The sequence below is a fragment of the Streptomyces sp. NBC_01485 genome, from assembly GCF_036227125.1.
In the GTDB taxonomy this organism is placed as follows: Bacteria; Actinomycetota; Actinomycetes; order Streptomycetales; family Streptomycetaceae; genus Streptomyces.
In genome coordinates this window covers 6,425,275-6,440,250 of record NZ_CP109435.1, presented here as the reverse complement: position 1 = coordinate 6,440,250, position 14,976 = coordinate 6,425,275, and the positions used below count along the sequence as shown (strand labels likewise).

Annotated in this window: 13 protein-coding genes and 1 pseudogene; 7 read left to right on the top strand and 7 right to left on the bottom strand. The window is 72.4% G+C overall.

What is annotated here, in order from left to right; genetic code table 11:
* The first annotated feature begins 80 nt into the window (after nt 1-80).
* From OG352_RS29235 to OG352_RS29210, 6 genes are all read left to right on the top strand, one after another.
* Entirely contained in the window at nt 81-1,523 is a 1,443-nt protein-coding gene (locus OG352_RS29235; RefSeq protein WP_329221015.1) for an FtsW/RodA/SpoVE family cell cycle protein, read from the top strand.
* Nucleotides 1,520-2,977: a penicillin-binding transpeptidase domain-containing protein gene (locus OG352_RS29230; RefSeq protein ID WP_329221014.1), complete on the top strand. Its 1,458-nt coding sequence runs from the start codon at nt 1,520-1,522 to the stop codon at nt 2,975-2,977. Before OG352_RS29235 ends, OG352_RS29230 begins: the two co-directional genes overlap by 4 nt.
* A 148-nt stretch (nt 2,978-3,125) precedes the next feature.
* Nucleotides 3,126-4,076 (top strand): AurF N-oxygenase family protein, encoded by a 951-nt coding sequence (locus OG352_RS29225; protein WP_329221013.1) that lies wholly within the window; start codon nt 3,126-3,128, stop codon nt 4,074-4,076.
* A gap of 145 nt (nt 4,077-4,221) precedes the next feature.
* Nucleotides 4,222-4,872, top strand: a complete 651-nt coding sequence (locus OG352_RS29220) for a TetR/AcrR family transcriptional regulator (protein WP_329221012.1) — start codon at nt 4,222-4,224, stop codon at nt 4,870-4,872.
* 14 nt (nt 4,873-4,886) lie between these two features.
* Nucleotides 4,887-5,189 (top strand): hypothetical protein, encoded by a 303-nt coding sequence (locus OG352_RS29215; RefSeq protein WP_329221010.1) that lies wholly within the window; start codon nt 4,887-4,889, stop codon nt 5,187-5,189.
* A gap of 101 nt (nt 5,190-5,290) precedes the next feature.
* A complete protein-coding gene (locus OG352_RS29210; RefSeq protein WP_329221009.1) occupies nt 5,291-6,517 on the top strand; it encodes a C40 family peptidase in 1,227 nt (408 codons plus the stop codon).
* Here OG352_RS29210 and OG352_RS29205 read toward each other — a convergent pair.
* Genes OG352_RS29205 through OG352_RS29185 form a run of 5 tightly spaced genes read right to left on the bottom strand, consistent with a single transcriptional unit; the run spans nt 6,490 to nt 12,158 of the window.
* A complete protein-coding gene (locus tag OG352_RS29205) occupies nt 6,490-7,743 on the bottom strand; it encodes a styrene monooxygenase/indole monooxygenase family protein (protein WP_329221007.1) in 1,254 nt (417 codons plus the stop codon). The genes OG352_RS29210 and OG352_RS29205 overlap by 28 nt on opposite strands.
* Before the next feature lie 48 nt (nt 7,744-7,791).
* Entirely contained in the window at nt 7,792-8,460 is a 669-nt protein-coding gene (locus tag OG352_RS29200; RefSeq protein WP_329221005.1) for a GTP-binding protein, read from the bottom strand.
* Nucleotides 8,441-8,896 carry a DUF742 domain-containing protein gene (locus OG352_RS29195; protein WP_329221004.1) on the bottom strand — a complete coding sequence of 152 codons (456 nt, stop codon included), beginning with the start codon at nt 8,894-8,896 and terminating at the stop codon, nt 8,441-8,443. Before OG352_RS29195 ends, OG352_RS29200 begins: the two co-directional genes overlap by 20 nt.
* The gene (locus tag OG352_RS29190) at nt 8,893-9,396 is read right to left on the bottom strand and encodes a roadblock/LC7 domain-containing protein (protein WP_329221003.1); all 504 of its coding nucleotides are present in this window, start codon (nt 9,394-9,396) and stop codon (nt 8,893-8,895) included. Before OG352_RS29190 ends, OG352_RS29195 begins: the two co-directional genes overlap by 4 nt.
* Entirely contained in the window at nt 9,393-12,158 is a 2,766-nt protein-coding gene (locus OG352_RS29185) for a sensor histidine kinase (protein WP_329221002.1), read from the bottom strand. Before OG352_RS29185 ends, OG352_RS29190 begins: the two co-directional genes overlap by 4 nt.
* Before the next feature lie 368 nt (nt 12,159-12,526).
* Here OG352_RS29185 and OG352_RS29180 point away from each other — a divergent pair, with 368 nt between their 5' ends.
* Nucleotides 12,527-13,354 carry a hypothetical protein gene (locus OG352_RS29180; RefSeq protein ID WP_329221000.1) on the top strand — a complete coding sequence of 276 codons (828 nt, stop codon included), beginning with the start codon at nt 12,527-12,529 and terminating at the stop codon, nt 13,352-13,354.
* Here OG352_RS29180 and OG352_RS29175 read toward each other — a convergent pair.
* Together OG352_RS29175 and OG352_RS29170 are read right to left on the bottom strand one after the other, a co-directional pair.
* On the bottom strand, nt 13,332-13,772 hold the full coding sequence (locus OG352_RS29175; protein ID WP_329224010.1) for a MarR family winged helix-turn-helix transcriptional regulator: 441 nt from the start codon (nt 13,770-13,772) through the stop codon (nt 13,332-13,334). The genes OG352_RS29180 and OG352_RS29175 overlap by 23 nt on opposite strands.
* 241 nt (nt 13,773-14,013) lie before the next feature.
* Nucleotides 14,014-14,835: pseudogene (locus OG352_RS29170) on the bottom strand (S16 family serine protease); the annotation flags it as partial.
* Nucleotides 14,836-14,976 lie beyond the last annotated feature (141 nt).

Here is a 14,976-nt window from a genome sequence, read left to right as displayed (position 1 = left end):
TCCCCACCCCACACCGACACGGCACCGACTCGAAAAGCGTCCAAGGCTCACAAGGAGCCCCATTTGGGTAAGTTCCGGGCATGACGAAAGTCGGAGTCGGAGCGGGAACCGGAGCGGGCGCCACCCTCGTGACGGCGGCCGACGCGCCCGCCCCCGCGGTACGCCTCCCCCGGCGCCGTGGCGTCGAACTCGCCCTCATCGTCCTGGCCGTCCTGCTCTGCGTGTACGGCTACTGCGCGGTCGGCCTCGCGAAGCACGGCACCGTCCCGCCCGGCGCCGCCGGTTACGGCGCCGGGCTCGGTGTGCTCGCGCTGCTGGCGCATCTCGCGGTGCGGCTGCGCGCCCCCTGCGCCGACCCGCTCCTCCTGCCGATCGCCGTGCTGCTCAACGGGATCGGCCTGGTGCTGATCTACCGGCTCGACCTGGAGACCCCGGGCGACCGGGCGGCGCCCACCCAACTGGTGTGGTCCACGCTCGGGGTGGCCCTGTTCATCGTCGTCGTGGCCGCACTGCGCGACCATCGCGTGCTCCAGCGGTACGCGTACGTCTGCGTGGTCGCCGCGCTCGCCCTCCTCGCCCTGCCGATCCTGTTCCCGGCCGTGAACGGCGCCCGTATCTGGATCCGGATCGCCGGGTTCTCCATCCAGCCGGGCGAGTTCGCGAAGGTGCTGCTGGCAGTGTTCTTCGCCGCGTACCTGGCGGCCAACCGCACGGCGCTGGCGTACGCGGGCCGGAAGATCTGGCGGCTGCGGCGGCTGCAACTGCCCACCGGGCGCGTCCTCGGGCCGATCGTCGCGATCTGGCTGCTGAGCGTCGGCGTGCTGGTCCTGGAGCGGGACCTCGGCACGTCCCTGCTCTTCTTCGGCCTGTTCGTGGTCATGCTCTACGTCGCCACCGGCCGCACCGGCTGGATCGCCGTCGGCCTGCTGCTGGCCTCGCTCGGCGCGGTCGCCGTCGGCAGGCTGGAGCCGCACGTGCACAGCAGGGTCGAGGACTGGCTGCACCCGTTCGCGTCCATCGAGGCCGGTCAGGGAGCCAACCAGCTCGCGCAGTCGCTGTTCTCGTTCGCGGCCGGCGGGGTGCTCGGCACCGGGCTCGGGCTCGGCCACTCCGTCCTCATCGGCTTCGCCGCCAAGTCGGACTTCATCCTGGCGACGGCCGGCGAGGAACTGGGCCTGGCGGGGCTGTCGGCGCTCTTCCTCCTCTACGGCCTGCTGGTGGAGCGCGGCTACCGGGCCGGGCTGTCCCTGCGCGACCCGTTCGGCCGGCTGCTGGCGACCGGCCTCGCCTCGATCGTGGGGCTCCAGGTGTTCGTGATCGCGGGCGGGGTGACCGGCCTGATCCCGCTGACCGGCATGGCGATGCCGTTCCTGGCGCAGGGCGGCTCGTCGGTCGTCACCAACTGGGCGATCGTGGCGCTGCTGATCCGGGTGAGCGACTCGGCGCGACGCCCGCACCCGGAACCGTCCGACCACAACCATGACCACCATGACAACGACGACGACTTGGGGAGGCCCGGGTGACCCGGTACATCCGGCGCGCCGCCGTCTTCTGCGCCCTGCTGCTGGTGGCGCTCCTGGTCAACGCGGCGCGCGTCCAGGTCGTCCGGTCCGATGTCTACGACGACAACCCGGCCAACCGGCGTGCGTCCATCGCCCGTTACGCCCAGCCGCGCGGCGACATCCTGGTCGGCGGCGCCCCCGTCACCGGCTCCCGGGACACCGGGGAGCAGTTGCGCTATGAACGCACGTACCGCGACGGGCCGTTGTACGCGCCGGTGACCGGCTTCGCCTCGCAGATGTACGGGACGACGCTGCTGGAGCACACCGGGGACGACGTCCTGTCCGGGGCGGATCCGCTGCTCTCGCCGTTCCCGCTGTGGAACGACGTCACGCACGGCCGGCCCGCCGGCGGCGACGTGGTGACGACGCTGAACCGCCGCGCCCAACGGGCCGCCTACGAGGGGCTGGACGGGCGCAAGGGCGCGGTGGCGGCGGTGGAGCCGGCGACGGGGCGGGTGCTGGCGCTGGTGTCGAGTCCGTCGTACGACCCGGCCGTGCTGTCCGGGAACGACGCCGGGGCCGAGCGGGCCTGGGCGCGGCTCAACGGTGACCCGGACCGGCCGATGCTGAACCGGGCGGTGCGGCAGACGTATCCGCCGGGGTCGACGTTCAAGGTGGTCACCGCGGCGGCGGCGCTGGACGCGGGCGTGATCGACGACCTCGACGCGGCGACCTACTCCCCCGCCCCCTACCGGCTGCCCGGGACGACGACGGCCTTGACGAACGAGGGCGACGGCTGCGCGGACGCGCCGCTGCGGGACGCCTTCGAGTGGTCGTGCAACACGGTGTTCGCGAAGCTCGGCGTGGACACGGGGCTGGCCCGGATGACGCGGACGGCGCAGGCGTTCGGCTTCAACGACGTGGCCGTGCGGATCCCGTTCGCCGTCGCGCCGAGCACCTTCGACACCTCGCTGGACAAGGCGCAGTTGGCGCTGTCGTCGATCGGCCAGTACAACACGCGGGCGACCCCGCTCCAGATGGCGATGGTGGCGGCGGCGGTGGCCGACGGGGGGCGGGTGCGCACGCCGTACCTGGTGGAGCGGACGACACGGAAGGGCGGGGCGACGGTGGCCACGGCCGGTTCGCGCCCGACCCGGCAGGCGATGCAGCCCTCGACGGCGCGGCGGCTGCGGGAGCTGATGGAGGACGTGGTGCGGGAGGGCACCGGCACGAACGCGGCGATCCCCGGCGCGGTCGTCGGCGGCAAGACCGGCACCGCCCAGCACGGCATCGGCAACGCCGGGATCCCGTACGCCTGGTTCGTCTCCTGGGCACAGGGCGAACGGGACATGGAGCCGAAGGTCGCGGTCGCGGTGGTGGTCGAGGACGGGTCGGCGCACCGGGGCGAGATCACCGGCGGCGGGATGGCTGCGCCGATCGCGCGGGCGGTGATGGAGGCGGTGCTCGATTCGTGAGGATTGCTCCCATGCGGCGGAGTCTGCCCGGCACAGTCAGCGTACCCAGCGGGATATGCCGATTCGCCCCTCTGCCGAGTGATCACGGACAGCGGTGTCGACGCGCAGGGGATTGACGAGCTTGCTGACAGGCAGTCTCATAAGAGCCATGACGACGACTCCGACGAGCCCCACGGACGGCGACGCGCTGGGAGGGCTGCGGGACGCGCTGGGTCTGCTCAAGGACCGGGAGCAGGTGGCCGAGCGGCTGCTCGCGGCCTCCGCCCGGCACTCCTTCGACCCGGACGAGGAGCTGGACTGGGACGCCCCCTTCGAGGACGGCAAGTGGTTCTGGCCGCCGGAGCTGGTGTCGCTGTACGGCACGCCGATGTGGCGGCGGATGAGCGAGGAGCAGCGGATCCTGCTGTCGCGGCACGAGGCCGCCGCGCTCGCCTCGCTCGGGATCTGGTTCGAGATCATCCTCATGCAGTTGCTCGTCCGGCACATCTACGACAAGGCGGCGACGAGCGCGCACGTGCGGTACGCGCTGACCGAGATCGAGGACGAGTGCCGGCACTCGAAGATGTTCGCCCGGCTGATATCGGCCGGCGACACCCCCTGGTACCCGGTGAGCCGCGCCCACCGGAACCTGGGGCGGCTGTTCAAGACGATCTCCACGACCCCCGGTTCCTTCACCGCGACCCTGCTCGGCGAGGAGGTCCTCGACTGGATGCAGCGGCTGACCTTTCCGGACGACCGGGTCCAGCCGCTGGTCAGGGGCGTCACCCGGATCCACGTCGTGGAGGAGGCCCGGCACGTGCGCTACGCCCGCGAGGAGTTGCGCCGCCAGATGGTCACCGCGCCGAGGTGGTCCCAGGAGTTCACGAGGGTCACGTCGGGTGAGTTCGCGCGGATGTTCTCCGTGGCCTTCGTGAATCCGGACGTCTACCCGAACGTGGGCCTGGACAGGCGCGAGGCCATGGCACAGGTGCGGGCCAGCGGACACCGGCGGGAGGTCATGCAGACGGGGGCCAGGCGCCTGACCGACTTCCTGGACGAAATCGGCGTGCTGCGCGGGGTCGGCCGACGGCTGTGGAGGTCGTCGGGGCTGCTCGCCTGACCGGCCCCGGCGGCGGATGCGGGCCCCTGTCCGGGCACGGGGCGGAGGACGGTCCGGGGATGGGGCCGGGCGCGGCTCCAGGCACGCGGCCAGGCACGGGCATGCGGCCAGGCACGGGCTCGGGGCGGCGATTACGCTGCATCGTATGACCCCCGCCGCCCCCGCCTACCGGCGCCTCAGCGTGGAGGAGCGTCGTCGTCAGTTGCTCGACGCCGCGCTGTCGCTCTTCGCCCACCGCGCCCCCGAGGACGTCTCGCTGGACGACGTGGCGGAGGCCGCCGGGGTGTCCCGGCCGCTCGTCTACCGGTACTTCCCGGGCGGCAAGCAGCAGCTCTACGAGGCCGCCCTGCGCTCCGCCGCCGAGGAGCTGCGGCACTGCTTCGACGAGCCGCACGGCGGCCCCCTCCTCCCCCGCCTCGCCCGCGCCCTGGACCGCTACCTCACCTTCGTCGGCCGCCACGACGCCGGCTTCAGCGCCCTGCTCCAGGGCGGCAGCGTCGTCGAGACGTCCCGTACGACCGCCATCGTGGACGGCGTCCGGCGAGCCGCCGCCGAGCACATCTACAGCCATCTGGGGGTCGCCGATCCCGGGCCGCGGCTCCGGATGACCGTACGGATGTGGATCACGGCGGTCGAGGCGGCCTCCCTCATCTGGCTCGACGAGGACCGGCGGCCGCCCGCCGACGAGCTGCGGGACTGGCTGGTGGAGCAGTTCGTGGCCGTGCTCGCGGTGACCGCGCGACGGGATCCGCAGACCGCCGAACTGGTCCGGGGTGCGCTCGGCGCGCAGACCTGATCGACACTGGTGGCGTGAAGAGCGAAGACACCCCCTTCGAGGGCGGGCCCATGGACGGCCGCGTCCTGCCCGTGCTGCTGGGCCCGACCGGGCACCCGCCGAAGACGTACCGCATCCCCGTCCCCGACGCGGCCGGCGGACCGCCCACCGTCCTGGTCTACCGGCGTGTGACCCGCGGCCACAGCAGGAAGCTCGGACTGCCCCAGGGCTGGAAGTACGCGTTCGATCCCGAGGGGAAGAAGAGCGGCCGACCACGCTGGCCCTGGTCCAGGCCCGACGCCACGCCGGGCGGACGGCGGGACGACGCCGACGAGTGACCCCGTTGGGCCGAACCGCGCACCCGGCGCGCGGACCGCGCGCGCACGCCTGATGCTCGCCCTGCGGGATGGAGGGGCCACCCCGCAGCGGAGGTGATGGCGTGTCAGGAAGACTGCTGCGTCTGGCTTGTACGGTCTCCACGGCGGCGCTCGCCGCCCAGGCCGTCCTGGCCCCCGGGCTCGCCACGGCCGCACCGGAGCCCTCGCCGGCTCCCGGCGGCCGGACGGTGGCCACGGCGACGGAGACCCCGGAGGCGGACGAGCCCTCAGCCGACGAGTCATCGGCGGGCGAACCGTCGACGGACGAACCGTCGGCGGAAGCGGCCGCGGACACCGGTGAGCGGACCGTGGCCGAGTCGCTGACGGAGCTTCAGCGGCTGTACCGGGAGGCCGAACAGGCCACCGAGGCCTACAACGCCACGGAGGAGCGGCTCAAGCTGCGGCGGGCCGAGGCCGTGCGGCTGGGCGCCGAGCTGGCGAAGGCCCGGCTCTCCCTGCACGACAGCCGGGGCGCGGCCGGCCGGCTGGCCCGCCAGCAGTACCAGGGCAGCACCGGCATCTCCCCCTACGTACGGCTGCTGCTCGCCCGCGATCCGCAGCACGCGCTCGACCAGGGGCATGTGATCGGCCGGCTGGCGCGCGAGCGGGCCGACACGGTCGGGCGGCTGGTCAGCGGCGAACGCAGGGCCGACGCTCTGGCGCGCAAGGCCCGCGCCGCCCTCGACGCCCAACTCACCCTCGCTGCCCGCAAGAAGAAGGAGCGCGACGACGTACGCCGGCGCCTGGACGACGTCGAGGAGCTGCTCGCCTCCCTCACCGCCGAACAGCTCACCGCCGTCGCCGAGTTGGAGAAGGCCGGAGTCGCGCGGGCGCAGCAGAAGCTTGTCGTGTCCGGCGCGCTCGGTCCGCCCGGCGAGGACCGCGAACCGTCCGAGGAGGGCGCGAAGGCCGTGCGGTACGCCGTACGGCAGATCGGCAAGCCGTACGAGTGGGGCGCGGAGGGCCCGAAGTCGTACGACTGCTCGGGGCTGACGTCCGAGGCCTGGGGGCGCGCCGGGACGGCGATCCCCCGGACCAGCGAGGAGCAGTGGGCGCGGCTGCCGAGGATCCAGCTGACGGAGCTGCGCCCCGGCGACCTGGTGGTCTACTTCCCCGAGGCCGGCCATGTGGCGATGTACCTGGGCGGGGGCAGGGTGGTGCAGGCGCCGAGAACCGGCGAGAAGGTGAAGGTCTCGCCGCTCGCGTCCAACCCGGTGCTCGGCGCCGTACGTCCGGATGCGCCGCCCGCGCGGGCCGCCGTTCAGGCGCCCGCGACCGAGGCCAGATAGGCCGCCGTCTTCTCCGGGTCGTAGAAGAAGTTCTCGAAGTCGGCCGGGTCGTTGAACGCGTTGGCGAAACGATCAGCCGCGGGCGGCAACTGCCCTGCCGCGCCCAGCAGGTTGATGATGTGCTCAGGCGGCGGGGCCAGCATCGCGTTGGTCCACTTGGTGACGTGCCGGGCCGTCTCCCAGTACCGGTCGAAGGTGGCGCGCATCCACGCCTCGTCGAACTCCTTCTCCCCCTGCTCGAGGATCGACGCGAGATACGCGGCGGCGCACTTGGCCGCCGAGTTGGAGCCCTGACCGGTGATCGGGTCGTTGGCGACGACGACGTCGGCGACGCCGAGCACCAGGCCGCCGCCGGGGAGACGGCCGATCGGGTTGCGGACGGTGGGCGTGTAGCGGCCGGCCAACGTGCCGCCGGCGTCGGTGAGTTCGACCCTGGTGGCCCGCGCGTACTCCCAGGGCAGGAACTTCTCCATGAGCTCCAGGGTCAGGGAGAGGTGTTCCGCCGGGTCCTTGACGCCGTTGAAGACGTCCAGCGGGCCGCCGGGTATGCCCTCCCAGAAGAGGATGTCGGCGCGGCCGGAGGTGGTGAGCGTCGGCATGACGAAGAGTTCGCCGACGCCGGGGACGAGGCCGCAGCGGACCGCTTCCAGCTCCGGGTGCTCCGGGCGCGGGCCCAGGCCGTGGACGTAGGAGACGGCGAGGGCGCGCTGCGGCTCGGTGTACGGGGAGCGCTCGGGGTCGCGGGCGAACATCGACACCAGCTCGCCCTTGCCGGCCGAGACGAGGACGAGGTCGTAGGCACGGGAGAAGTAGTCGAGGTCGGAGACGGCCGCGCCGTGGATGACGAGCTGCCCGCCGCGCTGGGCGAACGTCTCCATCCAGCCGGCCATCTTCACCCGCTGGTCGACGGACTGCGCGTACCCGTCGAGCCGGCCCACCCAGTCGATCGCGCGCTGCGTCGGGCCCGGGTCGTGCGAGCCGGGGGCCGCGACCGAGACGCCGAGGCCCTGGATCTTCGGGGCCTGCTGCTCCCAGAAGTTCAGCTGGAGGTCGCGCTCGTACTGGAGGGCGGTGTCGAACATGCACTGCGTCGACATGACCCGGCCGGACCGGATCTCGTCCGCCGTCCGGTTCGACATCAGGGTGACCTCGTACCCGTGCGACTGGAGGCCGAGGGCGAGCTGGAGACCGGACTGGCCGGCTCCGACGACGAGTATCTTCCGCATGCGGGGGACTCCTTGGCGGGCCTCGAGGGCTTCGCGGGCCTTGAGGCCTTACTCGGGGGTTTCGTCTAGCGCGTGGCCCACCAGGGCCAGGAGGGTCTCGATCACCGAGATCCGGCGCCGCGCATCCATGATCATGACAGGTATGTGCGCGGGGATGGTCAGTGCTTCCCGCACGTCCGCCGGCTCGAACAGCTCGCTTCCGTCGAAGTGGTTGACGGCGACGACGTACGGCAGTCCGCTGCTCTCGAAGTAGTCCAGCGCGGGGAAGCAGTCCTTCAGGCGGCGGGTGTCGGCCAGGACGACGGCGCCGATCGCACCGCGCACCAGGTCGTCCCACATGAACCAGAACCGCTGCTGGCCCGGCGTGCCGAACAGGTAGAGCACCAGGTCGTCGTCGAGCGTGAGGCGGCCGTAGTCCATGGCGACCGTGGTGGTGATCTTGTCCGGGGTGCCGGTGAGGTCGTCGGTCTCCTCGCTGGCCTCGGTCATCAGCGCCTCCGTCTGGAGGGGCTCGATCTCCGAGACGGTGCCGACGAGGGTGGTCTTGCCGACGCCGAAGCCGCCCGCCACCACGATCTTCGTGGCGATGGGGGCCCGGGTGCGGTCCGTCTGCCAGGGCCGCAGGGGCTCGTCGGGCCCGGGCTCGGCGAACGGGGAGACGCCAACGGAGGCGACGCCGACAGAGGAGGAGGCGGCGTCAGAGACGACGGAGTCCACTCAGCACCCTTTCCAGCAGAGCGCGGTCGGGACGGCCCGTACCGTGAGCGGTACCGGTGCCGTACACACGGATCTTTCCCTGGTCGGCGAGGTCGCTGAGGAGCACCCGGACCACGCCGAGCGGCATCTTCAGCAGCGCGGCGATCTCGGCCACCGTGCGCATCCGGCGGCACAGTTCGACGATGGCCCGCAGCTCCGGCATCACCGTGGACTTGAGGGAACCCTTCGTCAGTTCCCTGCGGTCCTCGGGGGCTTCGAGGGCCGCCACGAAGGTCTCCACCAGCAGGACGTGCCCGAAGCGGGTACGGCCGCCGGTGAGCGAGTACGGGCGCACCCGGGCGGGCTTGCGGTCGCCGCCGCGCACGGGAAGCTGCTGCTTGGCGCTCCCGTTCTCGTCGGCGTTGCCGGGCTCCGGGCTCGTGGGCTCCGTGCTCATCGGAGGCTCCCCGTCGTCCGGGGCTCCAGTGACTGGCGTAGCTCGCTGCGGAGTTCCGGGGTCAGGACGTGGCCGGCGCGGCCCACGAAGAGGGCCATGTGGTAGGCCACGACGCTCATGTCGCAGTCCGCGGAGCCGTGCACGCCGAGGAGCGAGCCGTCGCTGATCGACATGACGAAGAGGCTGCCCTCGTCCATCGCGACCATCGTGTGCTTGACCCCGCCGAAGTCGATGAGCTTCGCGGCGCCGATGGTGAGGCTGCCGATGCCGGAGACGATGGTGGCGAGGTCGGCGGAAGAACCGCGCGGGCCCGCGGGTTTCACCTCTCTGGCCTCGCGTGCCTCGTCGTTGCGGCCCGGGTCCGAGGAGAGCAGGAGCAGGCCGTCCGAGGACACGACGGCGACGGACTGGATGCCGGGCACTTCCTCCACGAGGTTGGTCAACAGCCAGTGCAGGTTACGGGCTTCCCTGCTCAGTCCGAAGGTACTGGGCGCGGTCAACTGCTTGCCTCCTCGACTGTGCCCCCCGTGTCATCTTCGGCGTGTGCGTGTGCTTCTTGAGCTTTTTGAGCTCCTTGGGGCGACGGAACCTTGTTCTGGCCCGTTCGTTCGGCGATTTCGGCTTCTACGTCGCGGTAGCCGGCCTCCGCCCCCCGGCGGAAGCCGCCCAGACGGCGGCGGAGGGCGTCCGCGTCGACGGAACCGGTCCGCTGGCGCGGGGTCTGCGCGGGGGCGGTGATCCTGGGGGTGCGCTTGGGGAGGCCCTTGTCCGTGAGGGGGTCGTCCGGGGTGCGTTCGTGTTCCGCCTCGGCTTCGCCGTCGGCGGATCCGTTCCCACCCGCACCACCCGCACCACTCGTACCACTCGTACCGCTTTCGTCGGCGGACGCGGGTTCGGGGGTGGTGTGCTCTTCCGCCGTCTCCCCTGCCGTCTCCCCCTGAGGAAGCGGCAGCAGCAACTCCATCGTCGTCTCGGCCGGAGATTCGGCCGGAGTTTCAGCCGGAGTTTCAGCCAGGGTCTCCGCGCGGCGTACCGCCTCTTCCGCCAGGGCGATCAAGGGGTCCGGCGGGGTCGAACGGCCGGGCAGGAGGTTGGAGTTGACCTCCGCGTCCGCGCCGGGGAGGGAGATGGTCTGGCTCGTCGAGGAGGACGGGGCCGTCGCCGGGATCGCGGCGGCCGGGGCCGCTGCCAGGAGCGGGGTCGGCAGGACGACGACCGCCGCCGTCCCGCCCTGCTTCTGCTCGCGCAACCGCGCCCGCACCCCGTGCCGGTGGGCGAGCCGGGCCACCACGTACAGGCCGAGGCCGAGACCCTCCTCGCCCTCCTGGTCGTACGGCGTCTCCGGGTCGAACTCGGCGAGGCGGGCGTTGAGCCGGTCCAGGCGGTCGCCGGGGATGCCGATGCCCTCGTCCTGGACGGAGAGCATGACCTCGCCGCTCTCCAGGAGCCAGCCGGAGACCTCGACGGGCACGTCCGGCGGGGAGAACGAGGTGGCGTTCTCCATGAGTTCGGCCAGCAGGTGGGAGAGGTCGTCGGCGGCGAAGCCCGCCACGTGCGCGTGCGGGGGCAGCGCCGAGATACGGACCCGCTCGTAGCGCTCGATCTCGCTGACCGCCGCGCGGACCACGTCCACCAGCGGGATCGGCCCCGCGTGCTGCTGGACGTGCTCCGTGCCGGCCAGGACGAGCAGGTTCTCGCTGTGGCGGCGCATGACCGTGGCGAAGTGGTCGAGTTTGAACAGGGTCGCCAGCCGGTCGGGGTCCTGCTCGCGCTCCTCCAGGCCCTCGATGACCGCGAGTTGGCGTTCGACGAGGCCGAGGGTGCGCAGGGCGAGGTTGACGAAGGTGCCGCTGATGCTGTCGCGCAGGCCGTCCAGCTCGGCCGCGGAGTCGGCGAGTTCGGCGCGCAGTTCCTCACGGGCGTCGGCCATCCGCTGGCGCTGCCCGACGAGGTGCTTGCGGTCGGACTCCAGGGTGGCGACGCGCTCGTGGAGGGCGACGGCGTGCTCGTGCAGGGCGTTGACGGAGCGGACGACCTGGGCGAACTCGTCGTTGCGGCCGGTGAACCTGACCGGCTCCTCGGCCTCGGGGTGCTCGGCCCCGGCCAGTCGCGCCGAGCCCCGGCGCAGGACGGACAGCGGGCGGGTGAGGCTGCGCGCCATGCCCGAGGCGACGGCGACGGCCAGCAGCATCAGCGCGCCGAGGACGGCGACGCGGATCTCCAGGCCGGTGACGTCGTCGTCGCGGAGCTGGGCGAGATCCTCGGTGCGGTGGCCGTACAGGGAGGACTCGGCCCCGCGCATCAGGTCGACGCGGCCGGAGAGCGCGGCGTCCAGCTTCTTGACGCTGGTGTCGAGGTCGGCGCCGCTCAACTGCGGCTGGTCGGTGAGGGAGGCGAGGTACGTCTCGGCGGTGTCGACGTCGCCGCCGGTCACCGTGGAGTCGTAGGAGGCGACCGCGTCCTGGGGCGCGCCCTCCCGGAACTCCGCGAGGGCCGCGTCGGAGCGCAGCCGGGCCTGCTGCGCGGCGGCGGCGAGGGCGTCGCGCTGCTTGGTGTCGGTGTCGGAGGACACCTTCTCGGTGGTCGACCGGCCGGTGAGGGGGTCGTAGGAGGTCTCGGTGCGCGTCGGCACGCTGAGCGCCGCGAGCAGCAGCCCGCGGGTCGCGGAGGCCTGCTGGACGGCGGTGTCGAGCTCGGCGAGGGCGTACGCGCCGGAGCCCGCGCGGGGCGGCATCTGCTCGGCCAGCCGGTCGACGAGCACATGGAGCGCGGCGATGGCCTTGGCGTACGCCTCGTGCGTCTGGAGCGCGGTGCTGCCGCCGGTGAGGGCCGACTGGCGCACGGACGGCACGGCGCCGAGGGCCTCGCGCAGCGCGGCGGAGACGTCCGTTACGGCCACCAGCTCGCGCGACTGGCGGTCCACGCGGGCGCTGGCCTGGGTGGAGGGCGCCGCGGACTTCACGCGGCCGGCCGCGACGTAGGCGGTGACCCCGTCGCGCTCGTCCGCCAGGGACTGCGCGAGGGCGAGCGCGTCCTGCGTCTGCTCGGCCAGGGTGACCAGGTCCTGCGCGTCCTTCAACTGCCCGGAGGCGGCGAGGATCGAGGGCGCGCCGGCGCCGGCTATGGCGGCGGCCACCACGGCCACGGCGACGATCAGCCGGTTGCGTACGTGGGTGGGGCGGCCCTTGCCGACGGGGGTGCGCTCCGCGCCCTCCTCGGAGGCCGTCTGCCTGCCTGTACGCCGAGGCCGCGTCTTCTGCACCGGTGCTCGCATTCCTGACTCGTGCTCCATGGGCCGGATATGACGCTCCGTCAACTGGTGCGTACGTCCGGTACGGTTCCCGACCCTCCCAGTGCCGGTGGGCAGGGGTCTCACATCGGTTGCCCCGCCACCCGAAGGAGTGAACATCGGAGGGGAGTTGGCGGGCAAGTTCCTCTGGCGTGTGCAGCGGCCCTGTCCGGTACGCCGGTTGGACGTGGGCGGCGACGTTTGACAATATTCGCCGCCACGTCTTCCCGGAGTGCTTTATTCCCACCCAAACCAGGCGTCTGACCTGCGGCGGTACGGGTGTTCGGGGAGCGATGCCAGCCTTTTGCGAAGGCCGTGAAGGGCTCGTGCAGACTGGCCGAATGCGTACGGAACTTGTGTCGGAGGCCGGCGACCGGGCCCACGCCAACGAGGACTTCGCGAGTGTCGGGCTTCCCGCCTCCGGACAGGGCGGTTCGCTCGTCCTCCTGGACGGGGTGACGCCGCCGCGGGGCGGCGCGGGCTGTCTGCATTCGGTCCCCTGGTTCACCGCGCGCCTGGGCGGCGCGCTGACCGAACTGACCGTTTCACTCCCGGATGTTCCGCTGGCCGAGGCGCTCGCCATCGCCATCGCACGTACCGCGGCGGCCCATTCCGAAACCTGTGACCTTTCTCACCCACGCACCCCACAGGCCACCGTGGCCCTCGCGCGCTGGTCGCCGGAGACGGTCGAGTGCCTGGTCCTGTGCGACGCGACGCTGCTGCTGGCGTCCCCGGGCGGCGCGGTCACCCCGGTCCGGGACGACCGGCTGACCCGGCTGCCGCCCGCCCTGCTCGGCAGCGCCGACGTCGTCGACGGCACGCTCCGCAACAAGGAGGGCGGGTTCTTCACCGCCGCTGCCGATCCCTCGGTGGCCGCCCGCGCGGTGACCGCCGCCGTGCCGCGCGGCGAGGTCCACGCCCTGGCCGCGCTCTCGGACGGGGCCGCCCGCTGGACGGAGCTCTTCCACGAGGGCGACTGGCCGGACCTGTTCGCCCTCGTCCGCGAGGAGGGGGCGCCGGCGCTGGTGGAGCGGGTCCGGGCGCTGGAGCGGGCGGACGACGGCGCCGGGCGGGCTTTCCTGGGGCGGGCGAAGACGCACGACGACGCGACGGTCGTGTGCGTGGAGCTCCTCCAGGACGGTCGGCCTACTTCTCCATCCCCCGGTTGAGCTGGTTCAGCAGGCGTGCCAGCTCGCCGATCTCCCTGCGGTCCCAGTCGGAGAAGTGGCTGACGTACCGCTCGCGGCGGGCCTCGCGGACCCGGCGCACCCGGGTGCGGCCCTCCTCTGTGAGGTCGACCAGCCAGGCACGGCCGTCCGCCGGGTCCGGCTCGCGGGCGATCAGGCCGAGCTGCTCCAGGGCGCGCAGTTGACGGGACATGGTGGCCTTGCCGACGCCGATGTAGGCGGCGAGTTCCGTGGCGCGCTGGCGGCCGCACTCCTCCAGCCGGACGAGGAGCCCGTAGGCGGCGGACTCCAGATCCGGGTGGACCTCGCGGGCCATCTCGCCCTGGTTGGCGCGGGCGCGGCGCAGCAGCACCGTGAGTTCCCGCTCCAGGGACAGGAACTCCCGGTCGCCCTGCTCCACCCCGCGCGACGACGCGTCGCCGTCCCTGTCCTGGTGATCCGCTTGGCCCTCGTGGTCCGCATGGCCCTCGTGCACGTCAGCACCCCTGATGTTCGCCGGTCGCTGCCATCGGCGCAGCTCTTAAGTATTTCGCAGGCACGGTCGAGGGGCGCTTCCCCGGTCCCGGCATCGGGGTTCCCCGTACGGCCAAGGCCCGGGTGTCCCTCACGGAACCCGGGCCCCGCCTTTCCCGCGGCGTCCGTCACGCCGCCACGGGAACCTCCGGCGTCGCGCCGTTCGCGCCGTTCGCCGCGGGCGCGAGCGCCAGTTCCAGGACCTGGCGGACGTCGGTGACGGCGTGGACGTCGAGCTTGTCCAGCACCTCCGCCGGGACGTCGTCCAGGTCGGGCTCGTTGCGCTTGGGGATGACGACGGTGGTGACCCCGGCCCGGTGCGCAGCGAGCAGCTTCTGCTTCACGCCGCCGATGGGCAGGACCCGTCCGGTCAGGGAGACCTCGCCGGTCATCGCCACGTCGGTGCGGACGAGCCGGCCGGACAGCAGGGACGCGAGGGCCGTCGTCATGGTGACGCCGGCGCTCGGGCCGTCCTTCGGGACCGCGCCCGCTGGGAAGTGGATGTGCACGCCCCGGTCCTTCAGGTCGCCCACCGGCAGGTCCAGTTCGGCTCCGTGGCCGCGCAGGAAGCTCAGCGCGATCTGTGCCGACTCCTTCATCACGTCACCGAGCTGACCGGTCAGGGTCAGGCCCGCCGCGCCCGTCTCCGGGTCGGCGAGCGAGGCCTCGACGTACAGGACGTCACCGCCCGCGCCGGTCACCGCGAGACCGGTCGCGACGCCGGGCACGGCGGTCCGCCGCTCGGCCGGGTCCTGGGCGGACTCGGGCACGTGGTGCGGCCTGCCGATCAGCGCGCGCAGATCCTCGTCCCGGACGGTGAACGGCAGCTTCCGCTCGCCCAGTTCGTGCTGGGCCGCGACCTTGCGCAGCAGCCGGGCGATGGACCGCTCCAGGGTGCGCACGCCCGCCTCGCGGGTGTACTCCCCGGCGAGCTTGCGCAGCGCGCTCAGTCTTATTTTTATTTGCATGGGGGGAACAGAACTACTCATCATTTCGTCACTCGTCACCACCATTGCTACATTGAGTAACTGATAATCTACGTAGAGTGCATAAGAAGCGCATGCGCGCCCCTCTCCGCTGCCTGCCGGTAA

Coding starts and splice junctions, on each gene's coding strand:
- OG352_RS29205 (WP_329221007.1), bottom strand. CDS start 7,743: ATGCGGAAGATACTCGTCGTCGGAGCCGGCCAGTCCGGTCTCCAGCTC.
- OG352_RS29235 (WP_329221015.1), top strand. CDS start 81: ATGACGAAAGTCGGAGTCGGAGCGGGAACCGGAGCGGGCGCCACCCTC.
- OG352_RS29220 (WP_329221012.1), top strand. CDS start 4,222: ATGACCCCCGCCGCCCCCGCCTACCGGCGCCTCAGCGTGGAGGAGCGT.
- OG352_RS29180 (WP_329221000.1), top strand. CDS start 12,527: ATGCGTACGGAACTTGTGTCGGAGGCCGGCGACCGGGCCCACGCCAAC.
- OG352_RS29195 (WP_329221004.1), bottom strand. CDS start 8,896: ATGAGCACGGAGCCCACGAGCCCGGAGCCCGGCAACGCCGACGAGAAC.
- OG352_RS29225 (WP_329221013.1), top strand. CDS start 3,126: ATGACGACGACTCCGACGAGCCCCACGGACGGCGACGCGCTGGGAGGG.